At 54.4% G+C, this 25,220-nt stretch carries 18 protein-coding genes; 1 reads left to right on the plus strand and 17 read right to left on the minus strand.

Annotated elements, in window-relative coordinates; genetic code table 11:
* Positions 1–35: 35 nt before the first annotated feature.
* The 5 genes from BN3911_RS14575 to BN3911_RS14595 form a co-directional block, all read right to left on the minus strand.
* A complete protein-coding gene (locus BN3911_RS14575) occupies positions 36–953 on the minus strand; it encodes a carbohydrate ABC transporter permease (protein WP_066866889.1) in 918 nt (305 codons plus the stop codon).
* A gap of 14 nt (positions 954–967) precedes the next feature.
* A complete protein-coding gene (locus tag BN3911_RS14580; protein WP_066866891.1) occupies positions 968–1,900 on the minus strand; it encodes an ABC transporter permease in 933 nt (310 codons plus the stop codon).
* A gap of 660 nt (positions 1,901–2,560) precedes the next feature.
* Complete coding sequence (proC, locus tag BN3911_RS14585; protein WP_066866893.1) at positions 2,561–3,364, minus strand: pyrroline-5-carboxylate reductase; 804 nt, start codon at positions 3,362–3,364, stop codon at positions 2,561–2,563.
* 32 nt (positions 3,365–3,396) lie between these two features.
* Positions 3,397–5,808: a trans-4-hydroxy-L-proline dehydratase gene (hypD, locus tag BN3911_RS14590; protein ID WP_066866895.1), complete on the minus strand. Its 2,412-nt coding sequence runs from the start codon at positions 5,806–5,808 to the stop codon at positions 3,397–3,399.
* Positions 5,809–5,880: 72 nt separating this feature from the next.
* Complete coding sequence (locus BN3911_RS14595; RefSeq protein WP_082942305.1) at positions 5,881–6,837, minus strand: glycyl-radical enzyme activating protein; 957 nt, start codon at positions 6,835–6,837, stop codon at positions 5,881–5,883.
* 271 nt (positions 6,838–7,108) lie between these two features.
* Between BN3911_RS14595 and BN3911_RS14600 the strand changes: the two genes are divergently transcribed.
* Complete coding sequence (locus BN3911_RS14600; protein WP_082942306.1) at positions 7,109–7,702, plus strand: helix-turn-helix domain-containing protein; 594 nt, start codon at positions 7,109–7,111, stop codon at positions 7,700–7,702.
* Positions 7,703–7,825: 123 nt separating this feature from the next.
* On the opposite strand, the gene BN3911_RS14605 is transcribed toward BN3911_RS14600, so the two are convergent.
* From BN3911_RS14605 to BN3911_RS14660, 12 genes are all read right to left on the minus strand, one after another.
* Complete coding sequence (locus BN3911_RS14605; protein ID WP_187127762.1) at positions 7,826–9,067, minus strand: aminopeptidase P N-terminal domain-containing protein; 1,242 nt, start codon at positions 9,065–9,067, stop codon at positions 7,826–7,828.
* A gap of 269 nt (positions 9,068–9,336) precedes the next feature.
* Positions 9,337–10,191 carry an undecaprenyl-diphosphate phosphatase gene (locus tag BN3911_RS14610; protein WP_187127763.1) on the minus strand — a complete coding sequence of 285 codons (855 nt, stop codon included), beginning with the start codon at positions 10,189–10,191 and terminating at the stop codon, positions 9,337–9,339.
* A gap of 124 nt (positions 10,192–10,315) precedes the next feature.
* Positions 10,316–10,795, minus strand: coding sequence for an MGMT family protein (locus BN3911_RS14615; protein WP_066866901.1), 480 nt, complete (start codon positions 10,793–10,795; stop codon positions 10,316–10,318).
* 179 nt (positions 10,796–10,974) lie between these two features.
* Positions 10,975–12,537 carry a response regulator gene (locus BN3911_RS14620; protein ID WP_066866903.1) on the minus strand — a complete coding sequence of 521 codons (1,563 nt, stop codon included), beginning with the start codon at positions 12,535–12,537 and terminating at the stop codon, positions 10,975–10,977.
* 87 nt (positions 12,538–12,624) lie between these two features.
* Entirely contained in the window at positions 12,625–14,511 is a 1,887-nt protein-coding gene (locus BN3911_RS14625) for a cache domain-containing sensor histidine kinase (protein WP_147578624.1), read from the minus strand.
* Positions 14,512–14,796: 285 nt separating this feature from the next.
* Positions 14,797–15,636, minus strand: a complete 840-nt coding sequence (locus BN3911_RS14630) for a carbohydrate ABC transporter permease (RefSeq protein WP_066866907.1) — start codon at positions 15,634–15,636, stop codon at positions 14,797–14,799.
* A complete protein-coding gene (locus BN3911_RS14635) occupies positions 15,636–16,550 on the minus strand; it encodes a carbohydrate ABC transporter permease (RefSeq protein WP_082942308.1) in 915 nt (304 codons plus the stop codon). The genes BN3911_RS14630 and BN3911_RS14635 overlap by 1 nt, the downstream gene beginning before the upstream one ends.
* Positions 16,551–16,633: 83 nt before the next feature.
* A complete protein-coding gene (locus tag BN3911_RS14640) occupies positions 16,634–17,968 on the minus strand; it encodes an ABC transporter substrate-binding protein (protein WP_066866909.1) in 1,335 nt (444 codons plus the stop codon).
* A 270-nt stretch (positions 17,969–18,238) separates the two neighbouring features.
* Complete coding sequence (locus BN3911_RS14645) at positions 18,239–20,599, minus strand: glycoside hydrolase family 31 protein (RefSeq protein WP_066866911.1); 2,361 nt, start codon at positions 20,597–20,599, stop codon at positions 18,239–18,241.
* A gap of 227 nt (positions 20,600–20,826) precedes the next feature.
* Entirely contained in the window at positions 20,827–22,215 is a 1,389-nt protein-coding gene (locus BN3911_RS14650; RefSeq protein WP_066867991.1) for a glycoside hydrolase family protein, read from the minus strand.
* A gap of 141 nt (positions 22,216–22,356) precedes the next feature.
* Positions 22,357–23,436 (minus strand): Gfo/Idh/MocA family protein, encoded by a 1,080-nt coding sequence (locus BN3911_RS14655; protein ID WP_066866913.1) that lies wholly within the window; start codon positions 23,434–23,436, stop codon positions 22,357–22,359.
* Between the two features lie 31 nt (positions 23,437–23,467).
* On the minus strand, positions 23,468–25,210 hold the full coding sequence (locus BN3911_RS14660; RefSeq protein WP_066866915.1) for an alpha-glycosidase: 1,743 nt from the start codon (positions 25,208–25,210) through the stop codon (positions 23,468–23,470).
* Positions 25,211–25,220 lie beyond the last annotated feature (10 nt).

Below are 25,220 nucleotides of genomic sequence, written 5' to 3' on the forward strand. Positions count from 1 at the left end.
TATGGTACACATATAAAAGCCTTGAGAAAAAGTGGTCAGCCCTTTACCGCGCCGATGGAGATTCCCTTGACAAAATATTTCTGGAAGAAGGGATATACGCAGACAATGGGAATGGTGACGATCATGGTAGTGGCAGCCCGCATGGATTGGGTGGAAATTCGGGACGCCTGGCTCTTCACGGCGTCCGCCCCCACCGTGGCGTCCTGCATCAGCTCCTTGATCTTGTTGGATTCAATGAGGATGTCCCGCAGCAGCATCTGCAGCGTGTCGTATTTACCGGAGGCGTTGTAGATCATCACGTCGAACCAGGAGTTCCAGTGCCCCACCGCCACCATCACCGCCAGGGCGGCAAATACGGGAATACACAGAGGCGCCACCACTCGGAAGAAGATGGTCACCTCTCTGGCGCCGTCGATGCGGGCCGATTCGGTAACCGCCTCGGGCAGACCCTCGATGTAGGAAGCGATCAGCATCAGCTCATAAGCGCCGATCAGCCCGGGCAGCCAGTAGACGGTAAAGCTTTCCAGCAGGCCGATTTTCTGAAACCACAGGTAGACCGGGATCATGCCGCCGGAAATGTACATGGTGATCATAAACATGGTGCGCAGCACCCGGTGGAACGAGAAAAATTTAACCGTGGTGATGTAGGCGACAAAACCGCTGCACACCAGATGCGTCACAGTGCCCACCACCACGCGGAGCACGGACCACCCCAGCGCGCTCAAAAGGCCCTTTGACTTCAGTATGTAATCGTAGTTGCTCAGTGTAAAGACCCTGGGCCAGAAATAGAGGCCGCCCCGCTGGGCGTCGATGCCGTCGTTCAAGGAAATAACCAGCTGGTTCCAGAAGGGGTATACCATGACAAAGAGCAAGATCAGCATAAAGAGCACGTTGCACACGTCAAAAATCCGGCTGCTGACCGTATTTTTGGCAAGCCTGGTTCTTGTATTCACGTCGTTTTCCCCCCTCAGAATATGGACATGTCCATGGTTTTCTTGGCGATGAAGTTCGTGGTGAAAACCAGGATCAGGCCGATGATCGATTTCATAAGGCCAACTGCAATGGCAAAGGAATGACGGCCCATCTGGATGCCGTACCGGTAGACATAGGTATCGATGATATCCCAGTATTCCCGGGTAGTGGGCTGGCCGATGAGCAGGTTCTGTTCATAGCCGATATTCAGAATGCCGCCGATGCCCAGGATGAACAGCAGCACAATAGTGGGCAGGATGCTGGGCAGCGTGATGTGCTTGACCATGCCCCAGCGGCCCAGGCCGTCCACAGCGCCGGCTTCGTAGAGTTCCTGGTCGATGCCCGCGATGGCAGACATATAGAGAATCGTGTTCCAGCCAATATTCTTCCATATGTTGGCTATCGTGATGATCCCCCAGAAAAACTTGCCTTCCGAGAGGAACAGCACCGGTTTTTCCAAGATCCCCGCAGACACCAGCACCTGGTTGACAACGCCTTCACTGCTCAGGCAGGTGGTGAGGATACTGGCCACCACAACCCAGGATACAAAATAGGGCAGGTAGGAGACCGTCTGTGTCACCCTTTTGAGCTTCGTGCCCTTCAGCTCGTCGAACAGAAGCGCCAGCGCAATCGGCGCCGCAAAGCCCACTGTGATGTTCAGGCCGCCGATAACCAGGGTGTTCCGGATAATCGTCCAGGCATCCTTGCCCTGAAAGAAGGAGGCGAAATTTTTCAGCCCCACAAAACGGTCCCAAGTGAGCTCCCGGCCGGGAACATAGTCGAAAAAGGCGTAGACAATTCCGTACAGCGGAATTAAAAAGAAAAAGACCCACCAGACAATGCTGAGAGAGCTCCAAAACCAAAGTTCCCTCTCTTTCTTGAATCTCCGGCGAAATTTACCCTTTTGGAGCGGCGAACTGATCTGCACGACGCATTCCCCTTTCCTATGTATTTAATTGCTGTCATTTGCCCCGCTTTTTGGGCCGCAACCCCGGGCGTCCTTAAAGCCGTCAGGCTTCAAAGGGCAGTCAGAAAACTTTGTTCCGTTCTTTTCTAAGAAGAACGGAACAAAAGAAGAGGTACCTCTTCTTTGCCAAAAATCGCTCCGCAGTGAATTCTGCAGACGTGATTTCATAACAGTAAATAAAACTTGTCTGTTTTTTAATTTTACTAAATTATAAGACCTTTAAGTGAAGTTGTCAATATAATTGTTCGGTTTTTTTTGATTTTTGGATGATTTGGAGGTGATTTTTCCTTATTTTTTCTGCTTAATTACGATTTTAAGAAGAAAATGTGAAGTTGTCCATACATTCGTTCGAACAGCGTCTCAAAGCGGATTCAGGTTTTCCGCCCCTTCAGAGAGAACACCAACGCTCCAGATTATTCATAAGAATGAATATTATTTTTATCCAGCAGAGTTCCCCTTCCCCGCCCGGGGCCCGGGAAGGGGTGAAGGTCCAGCGTCAAAAAAATGCCGCCGCCGAAGGAGAGGGGTCTCCCAAGGCGACGGCAATTCATCAGTTTTTTAAGTGCTGGCGGCGGCAACTTTCCTGCCGCCACTCTCCAAAGCCGCGTTTCCCGGCCCGTGTTACGCTTTCCCCATCGACCGGGATTTCTCCGCGCAGATGCGCATGGCCGACATCACGCTGCTCCGGAAGCCGGATTCCTCCAATGCCTGCACTGCCTCAATGGTAGTGCCTGCAGGCGAACAGACCATATCTTTCAGCTCCCCGGGGTGCTTTCCTGTCTCAAGGACCATCTTTGCGCTGCCCATAACCGCTTGAGCAGCAAAGGTGTAGGCCTGGGCCCGGGGCATTCCCTCTGCAACAGCGGCATCTCCCATCGCTTCAATCAGCATGAAGATATAGGCAGGCGAGCTCCCGCTTACCGCCACCACCGCATCAATCAGACGCTCCGGTACCACCTCCGCCTTTCCAAAGCTTTCCAACAGCTTCAGACCCAGGGCAAGCTGCTCCTCCGACACCCTGGCATTGGGACAAGCCGCGGTGATTCCCTCACCCACCATAGCCGGGGTATTGGGCATGGTGCGAATTACGGCTGTCTCCTCTCCCAGCTGTTCCGCCAGCCAGGAAAGCGTCTTCCCGGGTGCGATGGTGATAATCAGCTGGTCCTGCCGCAGGCTGCCGCGCAAGCCTGCGATCACCTCTTCGTAGAACTGCGGCTTCACCGCCAGCACAAGCACATCCGCCTGTGCCGCCACCTCGCAGTTGTCCTCTGTCACAACAATCCCCAGCGTTTCCGCGGCAGCGCTGCGTGCCGGCGCAAAGGCGTCTGATGCAATAATATCCTCCCGGGGGCAGGCTCCACTTTTGATAATTCCCCCGATCATGGCCTTGGCCATGTTCCCACAGCCGATAAAACCCAATTTCATGGCGTTCTTCCTCTCTTTCGTGTGCTCCCTTATCAGGAGAAGCTCTGTTCTGTACGGGCGATGATCTCATCCTGCAGCGCTCTGCTCAGGTTCCGGAAATGGTCGCTGTAGCCCGCCACGCGCACAATCAGGTCCTTATATTCCTCCGGATGCGCCTGGGCGTCCAGAAGCGTCTGGCGGTCGATCACATTGAACTGGATGTGGTGGCCGTCCATATTGAAATAGGTGCGGATCAGGTTGGCCATCTGTTTGAGGCCGTCCTCCCCTGCCACCACAGAGGGGGTAAATTTCTGGTTCAGCAGCGTGCCTCCCGTGCGGATGTGGTCCATCTTGGCGCAGGAACGCAGCACCGCCGTGGGGCCGTGGGTATCCGCCCCCTTGTCAGGGGAAATACCCTCGCTCACCGGCTTGTGGGCCCGCCGTCCGTTGGCGCTTGCCAGCATCACCTCGCCGAAATACACATGGCAGGTGGTGGGCAGCATGTTCACCCGGTAGGTCCCGCCCCTCTGGTTGGGCCGTCCGGTGACGGCCTTCTGGTAATAGCTGAAAACTTCCTGCATGATGCTGTCCGCAAAATCGTCGTCATTGCCGTATTTGGGGCTGAAATTCTGCACCAGGTTCAAAATCCGGGGATCGTTTTCAAAATCCTCCTGCAGGGCCTGAAGCAGTTCTCCCATTGTAACGTTCTTTTCCTGATATACCTGCCGGCGGATTGCCGCCAGACTGTCCGTCACGGTACCGATACCCACACCCTGGATATAGCTGGTGTTGTACCGTGCCCCTCCCGCATTGTAGTCCTTCCCCTTCCGGATACAGTCATTGGTGATGACCGAAAGGAAGGGCGCCGGCATATAGCTGGCATAGATGCTCTCGATCAGGTTGCTGCCCTGTACCTTGATGTCCAGGAAGTAATCGATCTGCCTGTGATAGGCCTCCAGCAATTCCTCATAGGAGTGAAAATCTTCCGCCTTCCCCAGGGGAAGCCCAAGTTGCCTGCCCGCCACATGGTCATACCCGTTGAATAGGGTCAGCTCCAGAATCTTGGGGAGGTTGAAATAGCCTGTGAGTATGTAAGCCTCGTTTCCGAAGGCGCCTGTCTCCACACAGCCGCTCGTACCGCCGCGGCGGGCATCCTCAATGGATTTCCCGGCGGCCAGCAGCTCCTGTACAATAGCCTCCGTGTTGTAAAAAGCGGGCTGTCCCCATCCCTTCCGGCTGATCTCACAGGCGCGCAGCAGGAATTTCTGGGGGGTTTTCCGACTGATCTGCACGTTGGAGCTGGGCTGAAGCAGTTTCATATCATCCATACAGTCGAGAATCAGGTAACTGACCTCATTGACGCCGTCCGTGCCGTCAGGCGCGATACCGCCGGTGTTGATGTTGGCAAAATCCGTATAGGTACCGCTCTCCTTCAGGGTGATCCCCACTTTGGGTGGCGCGGGCTGGTTGTTGAATTTCACCCACAGGCATTCCAGCAGCTCCAGCGCCTGGGGACGGCTGAGCCTGCCGGCTGCTACATCCTTCCGGTAGAAGGGGCACACATGCTGGTCCAGGCGGCCCGGGCTGTAGGAATCCCAGGGGTTGAGCTCGCTGGTAACCGCCAGATGGACAAACCAATACATCTGCAGCGCCTGATGGAAGGTCTGCGGCTTTTGGGCAGGTACCACCGCGCAGTTTTCGGCAATGGTGAACAGGTCCGCCCTCCACTGGGGGTCCGTCTCTTCCGCAGCCATGCGTCTTGCCAGCTCACCATACCGCTTTCCCAGAATCATAATGGCATCACAGGCAATCATCATGGCGGAAAGCTCTTCCTTTTTCCGGAGCGCTTCCGGATCCCGCAGAAAATCCAGGTCCTTCATGGCCCTGCGGATGTCCTCCTGATAGTCCGCAAAGCCCTTTTGGTAGATTTTATCCGAACCCACCGTATGGCCGGGGCCGCGCTGCTCCATGAATTCTGTAAAAATGCCGCATTCGTAGGCGGCCTTCCATTCCTCGCTCATACTGCTGAGAATCCTGTGCCGGATGGAACGCTTCTCCCAGAAGGGGATGACTCGCTCCTGCTGAAGGCGCAAATCCTCCTCCGTTACGGCAAAACGGATAAGCTCCCGCTGGTCCATCACCTTCATATCCTCAACCGTATGGCAGCAAAGCTCAGGGAAGGTGGGGGCCGACTGGGGGCCGTCTCCCTTCTCCCCTACAATCAGCTCTCCTTTGTGGATAGAAATGCTTTTTTTCGAGAAATAGTGGCGCAGCGTCAATGCGCGCAGTTCCGGCACCGACACCGTCCCCTCGTACTGCTCATATGCCTCTGTTTCCAGCAGGGCGCGCTCCATATAGATGCGCGGCTGGGTATTCAGGCTCTCCTCCCGCAGGCGGCGCACCCGTTCCGTCACGCCATGCGCCTCCTGTACCCTGGGCTCCTGCACTCTCTCCTGAACTGCCATTGCAATTCTCCTCTCCTTTTTCCGGATTCTATTGGTACTCTGTCTCAGTATCACAGCAGGCTGTCTCCTGCCTTATCCGCCGATCACCACCTGGGGGAAACCAGCCCCGCGGAACAACTCCGCCAGCCCTTCCAGTTTTTCCCTGGACGGTGCCTGAAAGGACGGCTGAGAAACGTGCCCCAGCCTCTGGGCTTTGCTCCGCCCGAAATCATGGTAGGGCAGCAGATGGATTTTCTCTGCCCGCAGTCCTTTTTTGAGCAGGCCGATCACCGGCAGAATATCCTCCTCTTCCGCGTTGACCCCCTCCACCAGGGGCAGGCGCAGGCGGATTCTCGCCCCATTCAGATGCAGCTTCCAGAGGTTCTGAAGAATCAGCTCATTCCCCACGCCGGTCCATTTTCTGTGCTTCTGGGAATCCATGGCCTTGATGTCGTAGAGAAAGCAGTCTGCAACCTCCAGCAGCTGCTCAAAACGCTCAAAAGGCGCCTGCCCGCAGGTGTCGATGAAAACGCTGATTCCTTCCTCCTTCAGCAGCCGGCAGAGTTCCAATACTGCCGGGAAGGGCTCAGCCGCCAGCACCTCCCCTCCGGAAAGGGTCGCCCCGCCGCCCGATTCCTCGTAGAACATCCTGTCCCTGCAGACCGCGGCAGCCAGCTCTTCCGGGCTGTAGCGGATTCCGGCCACCTGTCTTGCAGAGCCCAGACAGGCCTGCACGCAGGCGCCGCAGGCAATACAGCGGCTGCGGTCCGGTTCGGGGCATCCCCCCCAAACCGCTTTCTGAAGGCACGCCGCCTCGCAGGCGCCGCACCCGGTACAGCGTTCCTCATTCCAGAGCAGTTCCGGCTTTCCCGCTTGGCTTTCCGGATTATGACACCAGGCGCACCGCAGAGGGCAGCCCTTAAAAAACACCGTCGTCCGGATACCCTCCCCGTCATGAATGCAGTACCTCTGGATGTCGAATACGGACAAGCCATCCCGCCCCGCTTCCCCCTGCGGCGCAGCCGCGGAAGGACAGTCAATTTTTTTCATATTTGTGAATTATCCTTCCTGGTTTTTTCAAAAAGTTTTATATCTATGAATCTGATTATAAGGACAGTTTTTCCGCTTGTCAAGCGTGCTTTTGGAAGATTTATCATTTTTTCAGGATGCATCATCTGGGATTTCCCGGTTTTCTCCAGAAAAAAGCCTTAGAAGACCCCGCAAAGAAATTTTCATATTTGTGAACTTTCTATTTCTTGACATTCCGCTGTCCAGCAGATATGATAGACCATGGAACATGACTGTTGGGAGGAATTTTAGATTGGATACCAATATGGCCATCGGCGCCAAAGTAAAGGCCCTGCGCACAGAGAAAAAAATGACGTTGAAACAGCTCAGCGAGGGAAGCGGACTTTCCGTAGGCTTCCTCTCTCAATTTGAACGGGGACTTTCCTCCATCGCGCTGGATTCCCTGGAGAAGCTTTCCGAAATTCTGGATTCTCCCCTGTCCGAGCTGTTTGAAGAACACACCGGCCGCCGTTCCGCCGATCCTGTAGTGCATGGAATCGACCTGCAGTTTACGGAAATCAGCCCCCGGATTTACCAGAGCATCCTGCGGACCCCCGATGCTTCCTACGACATGCTGCCCCGCGTGTTCACGCTGTTTCCCTTTGACAGCGAGGAGGACGGCCTGGAGATGTACTCTCATGAAGGAGAGGAGTTTGTCTATGTACTGGAGGGCGTGGTCACCTTTTTCCTGGAAGATGCCCAGTACCTGCTCTACCCCGGCGATTCCATACACATCGCTTCTACACGCCCTCACAACTGGGCCAACCGCACCGCACGCACCGCACGGATCCTGACCTTGAACACCCCTAACCCCCTGCATCACAAATCCGGGCAGACAGAGCATTGAATCCGGCATTCCCCTGCCGGTGCCTGCCCTGCTTTGACCGGAAGCCGCGGCAGGCAAAGGAAAACAAAAACGGGTTCTGCCTCAAGCCGGGGCAGAACCTGTTTTTTCTATTACAGGACGCTTTCAGTGCGCCATGGCGTCCTCAATATCTTCCAGCTTTCTCGGAATCGCCGCCGACAGGTTTTCGCAGCCGGTCTCCGTCACCAGGCAGTTATCCTCCAGACGGAAGCCAATACCGCTGTCCTCATCATAGATGCCGATATCCACACAGAATACCATGCCGGGAGCCACAGCGCGGGTCATATCCACCTCATCATGCACGTCGTACCCGATGTGATGCGCGCCGCCGTGCCACATGTATTTCCCAATTTCTTCATAAGAGTTGAGCTTTCCAATGGCCTTCAGCTGCTCATAGCAGTATTTCCGGGCGGTCAGATCCACAGAGGCCATGGGCATGCCCGGCTTGATGATGGAGAACATGTACTCCGAGGTGTTGTAGGCGCACTGATACAGCGCGGCCTGCTCCTTGGTAAACCTGCCGTTGCAGGGCCATCCGCGGGATACATCGTTGACCTCGTTGTCCCACCAGGCGCCCACGTCGTTCAAGATCATGTCGTCGTCCTGGGCCTGGCCGGTGTAGCTGTAATAGTGGATGCAAAAATTGTTCTTGCCCGCTGAGATAATGGAAGGGAAGGCCGAAGTGAGAACCCCGCGGCTTGTGAGCGCATGGTCAAATTCCGCCTTGTACTCGTATTCGTACATGCCTGGACGGGAAGCTTTCATCATGGCCAGGATACCCGCACGCGTCACCGTCATGGCCTGGCGCATGGCGGCAATTTCACAGGGCCGCTTGATCGTGCGCTGGCTGCGCAGCTGAGGCAGCAAATTGCGGATCAACAGGCCGGGATAGCGCTTGGCTGCGCTGTGGGCAAAGCGGTGCGCTTCACCTGGTTCCTCCTCAGGCGTATGGTTGAACAGGTCCAGCCAGAGGCTGTCGAACGCCCCGCCGGTAGCCGCCCTGCGGAAATCCTCCTCGAAGCTTTCCACATAACGGACGTCCTCTATGCCGGACTGTGCCGACGCCTCCTCTGCGGTGGGCCTGCGCCCGGTCCAGCGCTCCTTTAACAGGTCGTGGGGCAGAATATAAAGGACCTCCCTGGCTGTGCCCTTAGTCTTTTGCAAAAACAGGATAAAGCCGGCAAAATCCACGCCGGTCAGATACAGAAAATTCCGGCTGCAGAAAAAGGGATAGTAGGCGTCCGCCGACTGCCGGGGCGCATTTCCGGAAAAAAGAACAGCCGCGGAATTGTCCGGCATGGCCTCCAATAGGTTTTTCCGATTTTCCCTATGAAATGAAGCTTCCATTTTTATCATCCTTTCCAAGTATGAAGAACGCAGAACTTTCATAAACATGAAATCATTATAGAAATATCCGCTATTTTTGTCAATGTGTATCATAGCTATGAAACCGATGATCTTTCTGTGAAATTGGCAAGAACAGGTTCCGCCCTATAGGAACAAGTGACGGTCCGGCTTTTCAGTTTCCTGCATTGCTCCTTACGGAAAGAAAGAGGAGGCCGCTGCACATCATCCAGCGGCCTCCCGCCCGGTTTGCACGGCACGCCGCCCCGCGCTTATCTTCCGAGAATCAGGAAATAACCCAGCACCACTGCGCCCAGAGCGATCCGGTACCAGCCGAACGCCTTGAAATCGTGGCGGCGCACAAAATCCATCAGGAAACGGATCACCAGCAGCGACACCACAAAGGCGGTAACCATACCCAGGGCCAAAATGATCCCCTCCTGGGCGGTGAACAGCGGAAGCCCTGCAGAAAGCTGTACCATAGCATACTTTCCAACCTTCAGAATACTGACGCCCACCATAGTGGGAATGGCCAGGAAGAAGGAAAACTCTGCAGCCAGCGACCGGGAACAGCCTAAAAAGATGCCCCCCAGAATGGTGGAGCCTGAACGCGAGGTGCCCGGCACGATGGAGAGCACCTGAAACAGGCCGATGAGCAGCGCCGTCCGGTAAGAGAGGTCCTCCTCCCGCTCGATCCGGCGGATGTGAGCGGAAGTCCCGCCGCGCTCCACAAACAGGAACAGTACGCCGTATACGATCAGCGCGGCAGCCACCACCCAGTAATTCATCAGGTGCTCATCCATCCAGTCGTTAAGCAGCAGCCCGATCACTGCGGAGGGAATACAGGCCACGATCACCTTTCCCCAGAGGTTCCAGGTACCGCGCTTCTCCGTCCTGGTTTTTTTGGGAGAGAAGGGGTTCAGCTTGTGGAAGAATAAGACCACCACCGCCAAAATTGCTCCCAATTGAATTACATACCGGAACATGTTCATAAACTCTTCCGACACGTTGAGATGAAGGAATTCGTCCACCAGAATCATATGCCCGGTGCTGCTGATGGGAAGCCATTCCGTAATGCCCTCCACAATGCCCAGAAAGACTGTTTTCAGCCATTCAAAAATTTCCAATGCCAGTTCTCCTTTACTCCTTTACTCTCCCCCGCAAGCAGGGGGCCTTTCCAGAAAACGCTGCCGCGCCGGCTTTTATGACGAATTTCCAAAATTTGCCGGAACATATCTGCGCCGCCCGCAGTCAGTTCAGCGGAAAAAGAGCTGCTTCGTAATTTTCCACATAATAGCGCAGGTTTGTTCTTCCCCGCACCGCCACCCGATGTCCTTCGGCTTCCAACAGCTTTTTCTGCGCTTCCACGCCCCCGGGATATTTGGGGTTCAGTTCGCCCCCTGCTTTCAGCGTGCGCCAGTAAGGGGTTTCATCCCCCTCCCGTTGGCAGCTTGCCCAGGCGGCGATGGAGACAAAGATGCCGGCCGTGATGGGATCGGTAAAGTCCGCCCCGTTTTTCCGGGCAAAATATTCCCGTATGCCGCCCACTGTGAGCAGCTTTCCAACGGGCACGGCCTTCATCACCCTGTCGTAGTCTGCCGGCGGCGCAAAATACATCCTTGTCCCGCCGTATTTCTCAATGGTCTTCTGGTCGGTGACAATTTGGATTTTCGGCATGCCGTTGTCCCGGCGAAGCATCGCGTTAAAGTCCTTCTTTTCCTCATTGGCCATAAAAGCGCCTCCTTTTTGACCAGCATACCCCATTTTTCCAGGCGGTGCAATGAGGCTGTTTTCTTTTTTTTCCAATCAGCAGAGGAACCGGAAAAATTCCCCGGGAAATGAAGCTTTTACTTCCCGCACAGTTTACCCTCCAGGCCTTGCAGACGCCGGAATTTTTTCTTACAATTTTCTTACGCTTCCGTCCGGCCTAAACTGCTCCGGTATTCCTCGGGCGTCATCCCATAGACCTTGCGGAAAGACTGAATATAGTGGGAAACGTCGTTATATCCCACATGGGTGGCGATATCGCTCACCTTGAGAATAGTCTGTTCCAAAAGTTCCCTGGATTTTTCCAGCCGGTACTCAATCAAATATTTGGAAAAGGTTTTTCCCACATTGGCCTTGAAAAGCCTGCTGAGGTAAGAGACGTTCATAAAGTATTTCTTTTCCGCCAAATCCTGAAGGGAGATGTCGTATTGATAGCTGCGGCTGATATATTCCGTGATCTCCCGGATGATATCGCTGCTGTTTTCCATTCCGCCCTGAGCCTGGCAGCAAATTTCCCTCACCATGCCCAGCAGGTAATTTTCCAGCTCCGACATGTGCTTGAAATTATAGAGGTCGTAGCGCCTGGAAAACATCAGCAGCACCCGGTCGTCCGACGGGGAATCCGAACGGTGGTAATGCCGGTTTAAAATGCTCAGCACACTGATGATTCTCCGGTAAAGTCCGTAGATATCCCCGTTCTGCAGCAGCTCAGGGTCTTCAAAAATCCGGCAGATTACCTGTTCCGCCCCGCGGCAGTCAGAATTCCCCAGCGCTTTCTGCAGCCCTATCTCATCCTGCTGGGACAGGGCGGGGACGGAATCCCGTTCGCCGTTGTAAACATAGACATGGTCCCAACCCTGCAGCAGCCGCTGGCTGATGGCGTAGACCGCTTCCTTATACGCATCGTACAGCTCTCCCATACCTTGGTGGCACCGGCTGAGCGAAATGCTGGCGCTGCACCCCGTTACCGCTTTGCTCCATGCCAAGGCCGAATTTGCACAGCTTTTCAAGCTGTGCAAGGACGCCGAGGCGTCCTCATAATAGGCCAGCAGTACGTACTCCCGGTTGTTCTTGAAATAGAATGCCTCGCAGGCCTGTGTCCCTGCTTCTTCCCGCAGCCTGCGCTTGATTTCTTCTTTTTGGGGGTAGGAGGTCTCCCCATCCACCTGCATCAGCAGGACCCGGTAGCAAAGGGAAGCGGCGTATTCGGGGCAGCCGCCCATAAACTGTTCCTGCAGCTCGGGATTTTGGGCCAGCTCCTGAATGGAAAGCTGCTCTTTGGAAATTTCGAAGACGCTTTCCTGGATTCTGTCCTTCACTTTTTTCTCTTCCCGCTGCCTGCTTTTCTCAATATTCAACAGGGCGCTTTTCAAATTCTCTTTGCCGATAGGCTTCGTGATGTAATCCCTCACACTGTACTGGATGGCCTGCCGGGCATACTTGAAATCCGCGTAGCCGGTTTCTATGACCACGGCAATCTCCGGATACTCCCTGTGCACGTATTCCGCCAGCTTCAGGCCGTCCATCTCCGGCATTCGGATATCGGTCACCACTACGTCCACATCCGGATTCCCAGCCAAAAACTCAACAGCCTCTTTTCCCGTTTCCACATCGGCAGCCACTTCCACCTCCAGGCCGATATCGTTCAGCATCTTGACCAAAGCCTTACGTGCGTAGAATTCATCGTCTGCCACCAACACTTTCATAATTGACGTTCCTGCCTTTCTTCCCCATGCAATCATGATGCCCTTTCGGACATATTCCCATTCATTCCCACAGTTTCACGACCCGCTTCATTCTTCCGTTTCCTGTTCCCCGGTTTCCGTCTGTTCCGGAAACAGCCCGTCTTCCCTGTTCTCCGGGCGGTCTCCGGTACCGCTGAGCGTCTTCAGATGCAGCGTCACCTCTGTATAACCGCCCTTTTCACTGGAGATTTGGAGCCCATACCGGGGGCCGTAAAAATTCTTTATTCTGGCGTTCACATTGATCAGGCCGATCCCGTTGTCATCGTCCTCTTCAGACGATGCCTCGGCATTGCCCTCCGACAGCCGCCGGTTCCATCTCTCACAGACCTCCTCTTCCATTCCCACGCCATTGTCATAAATCGAGAGGTACAAATCCTCTCCGTCCTGTTTTGCCCTGATTTCAATACAGGCGTCTGTCCTCTTGTCGGAAAGACCGTGGGAGATGGAATTCTCCAGGATGGGCTGAATCAGGAATTTCAGCATATAGCAGTTCCCCACGTCCGCGGGCACCTCAATTTTGGTGTGGAACCGGCCCGGAAAGCGAATATCCTGAATCTGCAAATAGTTGCGCATGTATTCGATCTCATCCCGGAGCAGAACCACGTCCTTTCCCTTGACATTGTAATAAAGGATTTTTGACAGACTGCCCGCCATCTGCACAATCCCGGGAACCCCTTCGATTTCGGCCAGGGCGCTGATGGTGTTCAGAGTATTGTACATGAAGTGCGGGTTGATCTGATAGCGCAGCATCTTCAGCTCCATCCGCTTGTGATTGATCTCATAAAGATAGGTGGCGTCGATATCGTCGTTGATCCGCTGTGCCATGGAATTGTAATTGTGCAGCAGCTCCCCCATTTCGTTGCCCTCAAATTCCTGTGGGATCTCCATGAGCTTCAAATGGCCTTTCGTGGTGAATTTCATGGCGGATATCATATTTTCCAACGGCTGAATCGTCTGCCGGGACAGAAAAATACTGAAAAAAACAGCTACCAGCAATACCGCGAGAAATACCAGCAGCATGTTCTTAATCCCTTCAAAACCTATGGTGTTCATCACGTCCATGGGCACATACTGCAGCAGGGTCCACCCCGTTTTCTCATTCTGGATAGCAGTGACTAAATACTCTTTTCCCTCAATCAGAATCTTTCGGGAAGTCTCATTCAGCCCTATCATGGAGGCTGCCTCCTCCCGCAGGTGGGAGAGCAGATCCCCTTGCCCCAATTCTTCATCTTCCAAATAAGCCGCCGGTGAATTGTAGATCAGCCCGTCCCTTCCGACCACGCACAGCGAGCTGACAAAATTGGCGGAATAGGTCTTGTCCAGGCGGCGGACAAGCTCATCGTAATTGAGGTCGACGCTGAGCACGCCCACATAGGAGCCGTAATAGTACAGCCGCTGCAGTACTGTGATCACCTTACGGTTCGCCAGCTGGATGACGGTTTCGTGCACGCCTGTCAGGTAAGCTTCATTCTGTCCCTCCCAGGTAAACCCGCCCATCAGCTTTCCCACGTATTCCTGGTAGCTGTCCGTATCGGAGCTGATACTGCAGTAGACATCCCCGTATTTGTTGATCACAGCCCCCCGGAGGATAAAGGCGCTGCTCCGGAAGGAATGATTCAGGGCGTTGCGAAGATAGAGATCGTCTTCAAAGCGCTGCGCACTGGTTTTTTTGGCGCTGTCCGACACCAGGATGCGCCGCATTTCACCATCGGAATAGTGGAGATAATTGATGCGGTCCAGAGGAGAAAAGATCATTTCCACGTTCAGATTCAGCTGACTGTTGATCTGATTCATATAGTTGATGTTGGAATCAATGGTCTCCTCCATCGCCTGGCTGTAAAACATGATGCTGGGGCAGAGAAACATCACCAGCAGCAACAGGTTTCCCGCCATAATTTTGACACGCAGCGGCTGCTTTTGAAAAAATCTTTTCATTTTCTCACATTCAGGACTGCTTCCACCGCTCGGCAAACAGCCCTGCCTTTCCCCATTTTTCTACCCTTCCGGAAAGGTGCAGAACGGCTGAAGCCCTTCCGGATGCTCTGACACACAAATACTGTATTCACAACTTTTCAGTCTATTTTACCATGAGGAAGCCGGTTTGAAAACAATTTTCTCACCCTTCCTCATCTGGCAAATTTTATTTTCGGTCTCATGGAATACGGTTTATAAAAAAACCTCCCCGCTCAAGGAGAGGAGGAGGTTTTGAAAGAACACAACTCAGGTCTTCACAGCGCCCTGGGTAAGCCCCGCTACAATGTATTTCTGCGCACAGGCATAGGCAATCATCACGGGGACCATGGCCACCAGATAGGAGGCGAACGCCATATTGTAGTCGAAGGTGTACTGGGACTTGAAGTTGTACTGGAACAGGGGCAGCGTCCAGGTGGACGGATCCTTGTTCAGGATGATCAAGGGCATCTGAAAATCATTCCAAATCCACAGGGCGTTCAAAATGAGCACCGTCATGGTCATGGGTTTGATCAGAGGCAGAACCACGCGCCAGTAAGCGCCAAAGGTGCTGCAGCCGTCGATGGCGGCAGCCTCTTCCAAATCCGGCGGAACAGAACGGATGTAGTTCACCAGCAGGAAGATCGCCTGGGAAGACGCCAAAGAAATATGCATCAGGATCAGACCGAACTGGTTGGTCAAACGCAGGTCGCCCAAATATTTGACCAGAGGGATCATAATGACCTGGAACGGCACAAAAATTCCGCACAGGGTATAAAAATAGATCGTCTTGTAATAGATCTTCTGCATATTCCGGGAGATTGCATAAGCACACATCGGCGTGATGATGTAGATTGCCAGAACCGAGGTGACCGTAACAACCGCCGAGTTTCTGAAATAGGTAAAGTACCCGGCTTTCTGGAACACGCTTTTGAAGTTATCCAGATAAAAGCTGGAGGGAAGTGAAAAAAAGCTTTCCGCCGACTCAGCCGGAGTTTTCAGTGAGGTGATGATCGTGATGAACAACGGAAACAGGATCATCAATGCTCCTACAATCAAAAAGACATAGGAGAGTACCTTGAGTACCAAACCGCCTTTAGATAGTTTCATCAGTCGTCACCTACCTGTTTATTGCTCGTCAGCTTGATGGTGGCGAAGGAGACGATGGCCACAATCACAAAGAGGATCATGGACTCTGCCACAGACTGTGCAAACTTTCCTTCGCTCATGGCATGACGGTAGATCAGGATGCCGATAGCTTCCGTCGCCTGGGCGGGGCCGCCGTCGGTCATAGCCTTGATGTAGTCGAAAATGGTCAGGCCGCCCTTTGTAGTTGTGATGACCACCATGGTGATGATCGGGATCAGGAAGGGGACCGTGATCGCTTTAAACTTCTGCCAGGCATTGGCGCCGTCAATAGTAGCCGCCTCATAGAGGTCCTTGGGCACGCTCTGCAGGCCGGCGACAAACAGCACCGTCGGAATGGCGCAGCCCTGCCACAGGTTGACGATCAAAACGCCGAACATGGCAGTTTTGGGATTTCCCAAAATATTTGTGCTCAAAAAACCGATGCCCAGGGATTTGCCGATCACCGGCAGAGCCCGGAGGAACAGCTCGTTCCAAATCAGGCCCACAGTTACCAGGCTGAGCACAGCGGGAATAAAATAGACCGAGCGGAAGAATGTACTGGATTTCCCCAGCTGGTTCAGTGCCAGTGCGATGAGCAGGGAAAGCAGGATCGTCCCGATCACCAGGCAGATGGTATACTTGAAGTTGAAGAAAATAGCATTGTAAAAACGCTTATCCTGCAGGACCGTCGCATAGTTTTTCAGACCGATAAAATCAAAGGTCTTGCTGATGCCGGTCCAGTTTGTCAGGCTGTAATACACGCCCAGAATCATCGGCACCAGGAAAAATACCGAGTAGAGAATCAGAACAGGGAGAGTAAACAGCACCATGACCACGTTCTTCCTCTGCAGGCCGTTTTTCGGCCTATCCGCACCCTGCGCGGGGAGTTTTGACATAACCGGACACCTCCTCGTTGTTCCTCCTTATCGAGAAGACCCGGAGATTTTCCGGGTCTTCTCAATTCGGGAAGTTTTGATTTTTACTGCTCAGAAGCCGCAGCGGCCAGGAAATCTTCGGTCATCGTGGTCAGGAACGCATTTACGTCCTTGTCGATGAGAACCTGCTGAAGCTTGGAACGCTTGGTCTCCTCAAAGCCTGCGGGAGGAGCGGAAATATCCAGAACACCTGCGGTGTCGATGAGATCCAGCACTGCCTGAGCCTGAGGAATCTGAGCCTCAACGCCCTTGATGCAGGAGGGAGAGTGGTCCTTGTCAGAGTACATCTGCGCAGCTTCTGTGCTGGACAGATACAGCAGGAACTTGTCCACAGCGTCAGCCTTGTCGCCGGTGGTATCGGCGCCGGCGCAGATGGCCACGTCAACACCCAGAGGCTGCTTCATGTCGCCCTTGTCGTTGGGCATCGGGAACATGGCAACGTTTTTGTCGGGGTTGGCAGACTCGATGGAAGGCAGGGCCCAGATGCCCTGGATGAACATATAACCGGTGCCGGTAGCGAAATCGTTGATGGCCTGGTCATAGCCGAGGGACAGGGTATCGCCCTGGGAATACTCGCGCAGTTCGATCATCTTTTCCATGGAATCTACCGCGATGGGATCATCCTGATAGGTGGTGGTTCCAGCACGCAGCTCGTCATAGAACTTGCCCATCTCGCCGCCGCGGTCCTTGCCGCCGATGTTGTCCCAGCCCTGGGAAATGGTCCAGGAATCCTTGTCGGGCAGAACGAAGGCAACCTCGCCCTTACCCTGGATGTCCTTAGCCAGGTTGATGAACTCGTCCCAGGTTTTCGGCACTTCATAGCCGCCGTCCTTGAACTTGTCCACATCGTAGAATACGCCCATGAAGTTCAGGGAGATCGGCACGGTGTAATACTTGCCGTCCAGCTTGATGGACTCTTTGTAGCTGTCGATCACATTGTCCATGCAAGCGTTGTCGGTAAGATCCTTCAGGCGGCCCTGGGTGGCAAACTGAATATACGCTGCGTCAGTCGGCCAATGGGTGAGCACGTCGGGCATTTCATTGGAAGCCGCACGGGTCATCAGAACAGTGCCGGCATCCGGTACGGTGTTCTGGGTGACGGTGATGTTGGGGTTCTGCTTCTGGAACTCCTGGATCAGCGCGTCAAACGTGTCAACGGCCTCTCTCTTCTGCTGCAGGAATTCGATTTCCACCTTGGCGCCGTCGTTTCCGGCGGGCGTGGACTCGGCACCGCTTTCAGTCGTGGAGCTGGTGGCCTTGGAACTGGAATCGTCCTTCGCAGCGGAGCTGGTGGAAGAACTGTTGTTGTTGCTGCAGCCAGCAAACAACGTTGCCACCATGGCGGTGGCGAGAATTGCAGATACGATTCTCTTCTTCATTTGTTTTAGCACCCTCTTTTCAGATTAGTTGAACAACCGGCAACTTGTATTGCACAATTTGTTTCAACTGAGTCGACCTCATTATAGCAATGTGCACAGCTTTCTTGCTATAAGATTTTTGACCTTTCCGATATTATAATTTTTACTTCCTGCACAATGTGTCCAAAACCGCTGTCAGTTTTTTTCCTGTTTTGGAAAAGGAGACGGCATTGGGCGGAAAAAATGGGAAACACCTTGCTTTTTGTATGAAATATACCCTGTTTTTTTCTGTCATTCAGCCGGAACGGCGCAGTTTTTATTCAAAAGCTTCACGGTAGCTGAACGTTCCTCCACGGTATATTCTTCCCCGTTGACCACGGCGCGCACCAAGGGCTGCTGGGTATAGAGGACAGCAGATGTCATGGGTAGTTCTGTTTCCACAATCACCGTACCGCCCTTGAGTTCCGCCCGGAACCGGTATTCCTGGCCGTCGTCAAAGAAAATTTCTTCCGCCGCCGTGGAAAGGTTCATCAGAACGCAGAGATCCTCGAAGGGCTTCTCCTCCGTAAAGAGCAAGTCCTTCCCCTGTATGGGCAGGGCCGAATTCTCCCGGAGGTAGACGGGTATATTCTCCAGCTGCTTCCCGGGACGCACCCAACGTCCGCCTTCCGTAAAGCCGCCGGTCAGCAGTGACGCCCAGTTCCCCTCCGGCAGATACACCCGGAAATCGTCCTGGTCGAAAACAGGCGCCACCAGCAGCGAGGAACCCAGCATATACTCCATTCCAACACAGCGGGCGGTACAGTCGTCGGGGTATTCCAGCAGCAGGGCCCGCAGCATGGGAACGCCCGTGCTGTGCGCTTCCCATGCAATGGAATAGAGATAGGGGATCAGGCGATAGCGCAGCCTGTCGTAGGCACGGAAAATCTCCTGTGCCTGCTGGCTGAAATACCAGGGTTCCCGGGGAGTTTTCCCATGGCAGCGGCTCAGGGGGCTCAGCAGTCCGAACTGGGCGCTGCGGATATATTGTTCCTCGGTGGGCGGGCATTCATACCCGTCACTGTCGGTATTGTAAAAGCCGCCGATGTCATGGCCCCAGAAGGGCACTGCGGAAAGACCCATAGAGAGCCCGCCCCGCAGGATGCAGGCCAGGTTGTTCTCAGCGGTGGAGGAATCCCCCGCCCAGTTGCCAGGATAATTCTGGGTGCCGGCATAGCCGCTGCGCCCCCAGAGCATGGGCCGTTCTCCCTGTTCCTGCTTAACGTCGCGGCAGGCCTCATAAATGGTTTTCGCATAGAGCAGGGGCAGCTTGTTGTGGCCCTGCAGGCCGTTGGATCCGTCGTGGTATACGGCGTCCAGAGGCACAGCTTCGGAAAAATCGGTTTTAATTACGCCCACACCCTCTTTGACCACAGCCTGCACCAGGCCGCGGTACCAGGCCACCATCTCCGGATTGGTGAAATCAAAGGCGGCAAACCAGGCGTCGCTGGTGGCGGCGGAGTGGAAGGTGGATACCTCCCCCTTGTCATTCATCACCAGGTAGCCGTGGGCCCTGGCGTATTCATACCCCTCGGTGCCCACTGCAATATAGGGCCACATCCACAGGCTCAGATGGAAATGCTGCTCGGAAAGGGTTTTGATCATCCCCCTGGGATCGGGGAACCGTTCCAAATCCCATTGCCAAACCCCGGCCTCGCTCATTTTCTGCCAGCCGTCGATGTGAATCACATCCGCAGGAATCTGTTCCTCCCGCAGCCTGCGGGCCACAGCTTCCACCTCTTCCTGGGTCTGGTAGCTGCATCTCGACATCCACAGCCCGAAGGCCCATTTGGGAATCATGGGAGAACGTCCGGTAAGCGCTGTATAATCGGAGAGCAGCCCCTTGTAATCCCGGTTGCAGAACAGCATGTAGTCCAGCATCCTGTCGGCGGACTCCATCCCGTAGGACACGCCGGACCCCACGCCCATATCGAACACGTTGTCCGTATAGGTGTTGAGCAGGATGGAATATCCCCGGCTGCTCATAAAATAGGGGATGTTTTTATAGGATTTTTCCGTGTTGGTGGACAGCGCGTCACACTGGCGGCAGTGAATGACCTGGCCGCGCTTGTCGAATCCGGTAAATTTTTCGCCAAAGCCGTAAAAGGATTCGTCGGAGGGGAGATACATGGTTTCCCTCACCCTGATCACCCGGCCCTGTTCGTCGCAGTCAAAACCAATGGGCAGGTATTTGCACATGTTGTCCACATTGGCGTCACAGACATTTTCCCTGGTGAGCAGCTTCCCATCCAGAAATACCGAAAGTTCCCACGGGCGCTTCCCAAACCGCAGGGTCATACGTCCTGTGCTGGCGGTGAGGCAGTCTTCCGTCACTTGAAGCTCATAGCCAGTCTTCCCTTCCAGCGGAAACACAGCATTTTCATATACTGCGGTATCCTCAAAGGGGTACATCCGGAAGCGGAATGCCTCTCCGGTGAGGAAGTCGACGCGCACTTTGGCCGTCTTTTTCCGGTAGGTGCCCACAGTCAGTTCCAGGGCCGATTCTTCCTGTCTGTACTCCCGGATCTCCGTCAGAAAGTCAAAATTATGGGTAAATACCGTTTTCAGATACCCCAGCTGTGGGTTGTAGGTGACTTCTGCTTTCTTGTCCATTGCAATTGCTCCTCTCCTGTTTTTCAGGGATAGCCGTACGGCGGTCAGTTCCAGACCGGCGCCTCCTGCCGCATGCGGATTCCCGCCCAATCTCCTGTGACTGGTTCTCTTCGTATTTTATCAAATCTGCCAAAGTATTTTTAGAAGTATTATGACATTTTGGATATCATTTATTTGACCGGACCTGCCGGAGGACAACAAAACGCGCCGCTTTTAAACTTATCTTCTCAGTTCTTCAGTTCCCGGGAAATTACCGCGTTCTCCACAGCGGCGCTGCCGCCGGAGACGAACAGGCACAGTTCTTCCCCCTCTTTCTGGTACATCCTGGCATTCATTGCCACGCCGTCCACATAGAGGGTGGCAATGCTGCCGTCCACCAACAGCACAACATGATACTTTTCCCCCGGCACAAGGGTTATGGGCCGCTCCAGCCCAAGGTTCATACAGGCATACCAGGGGATATTGGGGCTTTTCTCAAACAGGAACCTGTTCTCCCCGCAGAGAAACCTGAATTGGTAAAAACTTTCCGTTCCGGAATCCCCGCAAAAGCCCAGACCAAAAAAGACGGTGCCCTCTTCAAAGGAAAGGTCGGCTTCAAATTTGAAGAAATCGCCGCAGCCCCTTGAGAGCACGGATAAAGTCCTGCCGTCCTCCCTGCATGCTGTGGAATCGGGAATGCGCGCCCCTTCGGCAAAAGCTGCCCGCACTGTCTCCGGCGGCTTTACGCCCAGAGTCCCGTCCGGCCGCTGGAAAAGCTCATGGGGCACAAAGGTGCCCGCCCATTCGAAATTTTTCGTATCGTCACAATCCTCTTTGGTGGGTACCCAGCCGAAGAGGATCCTCCTGTTGCCAAGGCAGAACGTGCGCCCCGCATAATAGGCCCTGCCGTCAAAGCAGTCGTCTTCCGGCTTGAACCAGGGTCCGGTGATGCTCTTCCCCATGCGGTACACCGTTCGGTTGCGGTCGCTGTATTCGGAGATGACATGGTACCACCAATCCCCAATCCGGAACAGGTCGGGCATTTCATGCATGGTATAAAGGCCGGGCGCCCAGAAATCCCCTTGGAATTCCCAGGTATCCAAATCCCTGGAGGTATACCAGACCGTGCATCCGGAAAGCCGGGTTTTTGGTCCCTCCCTGCGCGCTCCCAGGAGCAGGACATAACGGAAGCCCTCTTCATCCCACAGCACAAAGGGATCTCTCCAGTCGTCCGGGTCATAACCTTCCTGGGGAGGGAAGGCCAGTGCGTTTTTCTTCCACTGCTTCAGGTCATCGCTTACGGCATGCATCACGACCTGAGAAGCTTTTCCCAACTGGGGATAGTCCCGGTTATAGCCGGTGTAAAAGGCATGAAAGCTTCCATCCTGAGCTTCCAAAACACTGCCTGCAAAGATATACTGGTCCTGCTCCTCATCGCCGCCCCGTGGGATGGCGACCCCCAAATCCTCATAGGCGACAAAGTCCGAGGTGGTGGAAAGATGCCAGCCGAAAGGCTCGCCGCAGGGGCAGGGCTTTCGGGAATCCCGCTGGTGATAGAGATAGAATTTTTCCCCACGGCCGAAGGGCATGCAGTCGCCAAACCACCGGCACTGGGGCTGATAATACAGTTTGAACATGGCTCCTCCCCGCTTTCCAAAACGCATCCCACCGGTTTCTGCAGGCTTTTCCTGCAAAGAAGATGAAAATAAAATTTGCAAAGACCTCCGCAGAGGCCTTTGCAAATGGTTCTCATCCGGGTCGGATCGCTTTTTATTTCTTTATTTGATCTCCATCCATTTGCCTGCCTCAGCAGACTCCAAAATGGTATCCACCACGTGCTGGTTTGCCTGGCCGTCGAAAATTGTGGCAGGCATTCCGTCGCCGACCCCATTGAGGATATCGGCAAAGGACTGCATCTGGTCGCTGTAATACTGCTGCGGAATGGGCAGCTTGGAGAAGACATGGGCGTCCGCGTTGATATCGCCGGAGCAAACCTCAATCTCATCCTCAAGTCCGGGCGTCGCGTCCAGGCTGTAGACGATGGCGCCTTCGCTTCCATAAATCTCCATGCGCTGATAGTTGCCGCGCCCAAAACCGAAGCGGGTGATCTGGAAGCTGGCGGAAATGCCGTCCTCCATGTCAGCCATATAGTTGCAGAAATCGTCCACATCCACCTGGCCTACGCCCTCGCCCTTTTCCAGCTTGCGCTCCTTCACATAAGTGCCGGTGTGTCCCACAATGTTGGTGTACTCCTTGCCCAGCACAAAACGGACCAGATCCAGGGCGTGGCAGCCCAGATCACCCAGCGCGCCGGAGCCTGTGCGGTTCTTGATAAAACGCCAGGCCAACGGGCAGTCCACACGGGGCAGGCCCCACGCCTGGAAATACTGCATATCCACATGATAGACTTTGCCAATCTTGCCCTGGGCGATCAGGTCCTTGGCATAGCGGGCCGCGGCCTTAAAGCGGTAGGAGAAGCACACCATGTTTTTGATGCCCTTTTCCTTGGTGGCGTTTGCCAGAATGTCAGCTTCTTCCGCGGTCATGGTGATGGGTTTTTCAATGTCATAGGGTTTGCCGGCCTCTACCGCGGCCATGCCGATTTCAAAGTGGGCGTCGTTGGAGGTGCAGATATCCACCGCATCCACGTCGGGGCAATTGATCAGGTCGTGGTAGTCCACAAACCGGTGGGCTTCGTCGATGCCGTATTTTTCACCGGCAGCCTTCAGCTTCTCCTCATCGATATCGCAGATAGCTACCAGCTCCAAATCCGGGCTTCTGCGGATGCCGGGTTCATGAACGCCCGTCCAAATACCGCCCAATCCTACAGAACCAATACGAATTACTTTCTTTTCCATTGCTGTATCTCCTTTGTATCAAAATAAATGTTTACTGAACTGTTTCCTTTTTCAAAATAACAGACGAAAACGCCGGCAGCTTCAGCCGGATCTTTCCGGCCTCCCCTGTATACCCCGCTCCGCTGAGCAGATCCAGGGCCCTGTTTCCGGGCAGGACAAACTCCTGCTCCCCGTCTGTGTTGTTCACTACAGTCACAAGGGTGTCTTCCCCGCAGCTGCGTTCCATAGCGAACACCTCTCCTGCCGAGCAGAAGCGGACCGTTCCGTACTGCAGCGCTTTCTGGCCTTTCCGCAGCGCCATCAGCTTCTGGTAGAACTCAAACAGCTCCCGGTTCCAATGGCTTTCTTCCCAATCAAAGGTCCGGCGGCAGTCGGGGTCGTTGCCGCCCATCATGCCAATTTCCGTACCGTAATAGGTGCAGGGCATTCCCACAAAGGTGTATTGGAAAACCGCCGCGTTTTTCAGCCTGCCCGCCTCTCCTCCGCAGGTGTTGAGAAACCTTGCAGTGTCGTGGCTGTCCAAAAGGTTGAGCATGCAGTCGTTGGCCTGGTCAGTATAGCGCACCAGATTTTCCGTGAGGGACTCTTCAAACTTCTTGGGACCGATGCGGTCCTCCGCAAAATAGAGAACGCTGGCGCGCTGTACCGCGTAGTTCATCACGCCGTCGAACTGATCGCCCCGAAGCCAGGGTTCTGCGTTCCACCAGTTCTCTCCAATGATCACGGCGTCAGGGTTGATGCCGCGTACGGTCTTGCGGAACTCCCTCCAGAAATGGGCGTCCACTTCATCCGCCACATCCAGCCGCCAGCCGTCGATACCGGTTCTGGTCCACTTGGCCACCGCGCCCAGAAGGTACTCCATGACCTCCTGGTTTTCCGTGTTGAACTTGGGCATATAGGGTCCGATGGCGAAACCGTCGAAGTTCGGCGGATCCAAGGTGACGGGAAAACTTTTGATGTGGAACCAATCCCGGTAAGGGGATTTTTCACCGTGCTTGAGCACATCCTGAAACTGCCGGAAGAAGAAGCCGCAGTGGTTGAACACGCCGTCCAACATGATGCGGATGCCCCTCTCGTGGGCCTTCTGCACCAGTTCCACCAGGGTACTCTCATCCCCGAAATGCGGGTCGATACGGGTGTAATCGTTGGTGTCGTACTTATGGTTTGTGGAAGCTTCAAAAATCGGCGTAAGGTACAGGGCGTTGACACCCAACTCCGAAAGATAGGGAAGCTTCTGGATGACGCCGGGCAGGTCGCCGCCGAAGAAATTCATCCGGTCCGGCTTCCCACCCCACTGGCAGACAGTTTCCGGCGAGAGGGAAGGATCTCCGTTGCAGAAGCGCTCCGGGAAAATCTGATAGAATACCGCACTGTTGACCCAGGACGGCTTTTTGTGCACGTCGATTCCATTGATAAAGGGAAATTGAAAATGGACGAAACCGATGCGGTCATGGTCAATATCCACGCTTCCTAGTTCCAGGAAGCCGTTTTCCGTGTAGATGAGCTCTTCTTCCCCCTTCTTCAGCAGGAAGTAGTAACCCAGGCGGGTATCGGTGCAGTGGTACTCATACTGATAATAGTCAAACAGTCCGTCGGAACCCAGCTTTTCCATGGGGAACTCCTCACGGGTTTCCCACAGGTATTGATTGCCGATGACCAGTCTGACGGAATCCAGGTCGCCCCGGCCCGCCCGGAGCCTGACACGGAAGTCCAGCCCCGACACGGGATAGGCGTAGTTGCTTTTTGGAATATGCAGGATCGCCTGCAGGTTCATGGTTGACAAA

The sequence above is a fragment of the Neglectibacter timonensis genome (assembly GCF_900048895.1).
Lineage (GTDB): Bacteria > Bacillota > Clostridia > Oscillospirales > Acutalibacteraceae > Acutalibacter > Acutalibacter timonensis.

Excerpts from the sequence above, each read along its gene's own strand:
- proC (WP_066866893.1), bottom strand. The coding sequence starts at position 3,364 with ATGAAATTGGGTTTTATCGGCTGTGGGAACATGGCCAAGGCCATGATC.
- hypD (WP_066866895.1), bottom strand. The coding sequence starts at position 5,808 with ATGGCAGTTCAGGAGAGAGTGCAGGAGCCCAGGGTACAGGAGGCGCAT.
- BN3911_RS14595 (WP_082942305.1), bottom strand. The coding sequence starts at position 6,837 with ATGAAAAAAATTGACTGTCCTTCCGCGGCTGCGCCGCAGGGGGAAGCG.
- BN3911_RS14605 (WP_187127762.1), bottom strand. The coding sequence starts at position 9,067 with ATGGAAGCTTCATTTCATAGGGAAAATCGGAAAAACCTATTGGAGGCC.
- BN3911_RS14615 (WP_066866901.1), bottom strand. The coding sequence starts at position 10,795 with ATGGCCAATGAGGAAAAGAAGGACTTTAACGCGATGCTTCGCCGGGAC.
- BN3911_RS14620 (WP_066866903.1), bottom strand. The coding sequence starts at position 12,537 with ATGAAAGTGTTGGTGGCAGACGATGAATTCTACGCACGTAAGGCTTTG.
- BN3911_RS14625 (WP_147578624.1), bottom strand. The coding sequence starts at position 14,511 with ATGAAAAGATTTTTTCAAAAGCAGCCGCTGCGTGTCAAAATTATGGCG.
- BN3911_RS14630 (WP_066866907.1), bottom strand. The coding sequence starts at position 15,636 with ATGAAACTATCTAAAGGCGGTTTGGTACTCAAGGTACTCTCCTATGTC.
- BN3911_RS14635 (WP_082942308.1), bottom strand. The coding sequence starts at position 16,550 with ATGTCAAAACTCCCCGCGCAGGGTGCGGATAGGCCGAAAAACGGCCTG.
- BN3911_RS14640 (WP_066866909.1), bottom strand. The coding sequence starts at position 17,968 with ATGAAGAAGAGAATCGTATCTGCAATTCTCGCCACCGCCATGGTGGCA.
- BN3911_RS14645 (WP_066866911.1), bottom strand. The coding sequence starts at position 20,599 with ATGGACAAGAAAGCAGAAGTCACCTACAACCCACAGCTGGGGTATCTG.
- BN3911_RS14650 (WP_066867991.1), bottom strand. The coding sequence starts at position 22,215 with ATGTTCAAACTGTATTATCAGCCCCAGTGCCGGTGGTTTGGCGACTGC.
- BN3911_RS14655 (WP_066866913.1), bottom strand. The coding sequence starts at position 23,436 with ATGGAAAAGAAAGTAATTCGTATTGGTTCTGTAGGATTGGGCGGTATT.
- BN3911_RS14660 (WP_066866915.1), bottom strand. The coding sequence starts at position 25,210 with ATGAACCTGCAGGCGATCCTGCATATTCCAAAAAGCAACTACGCCTAT.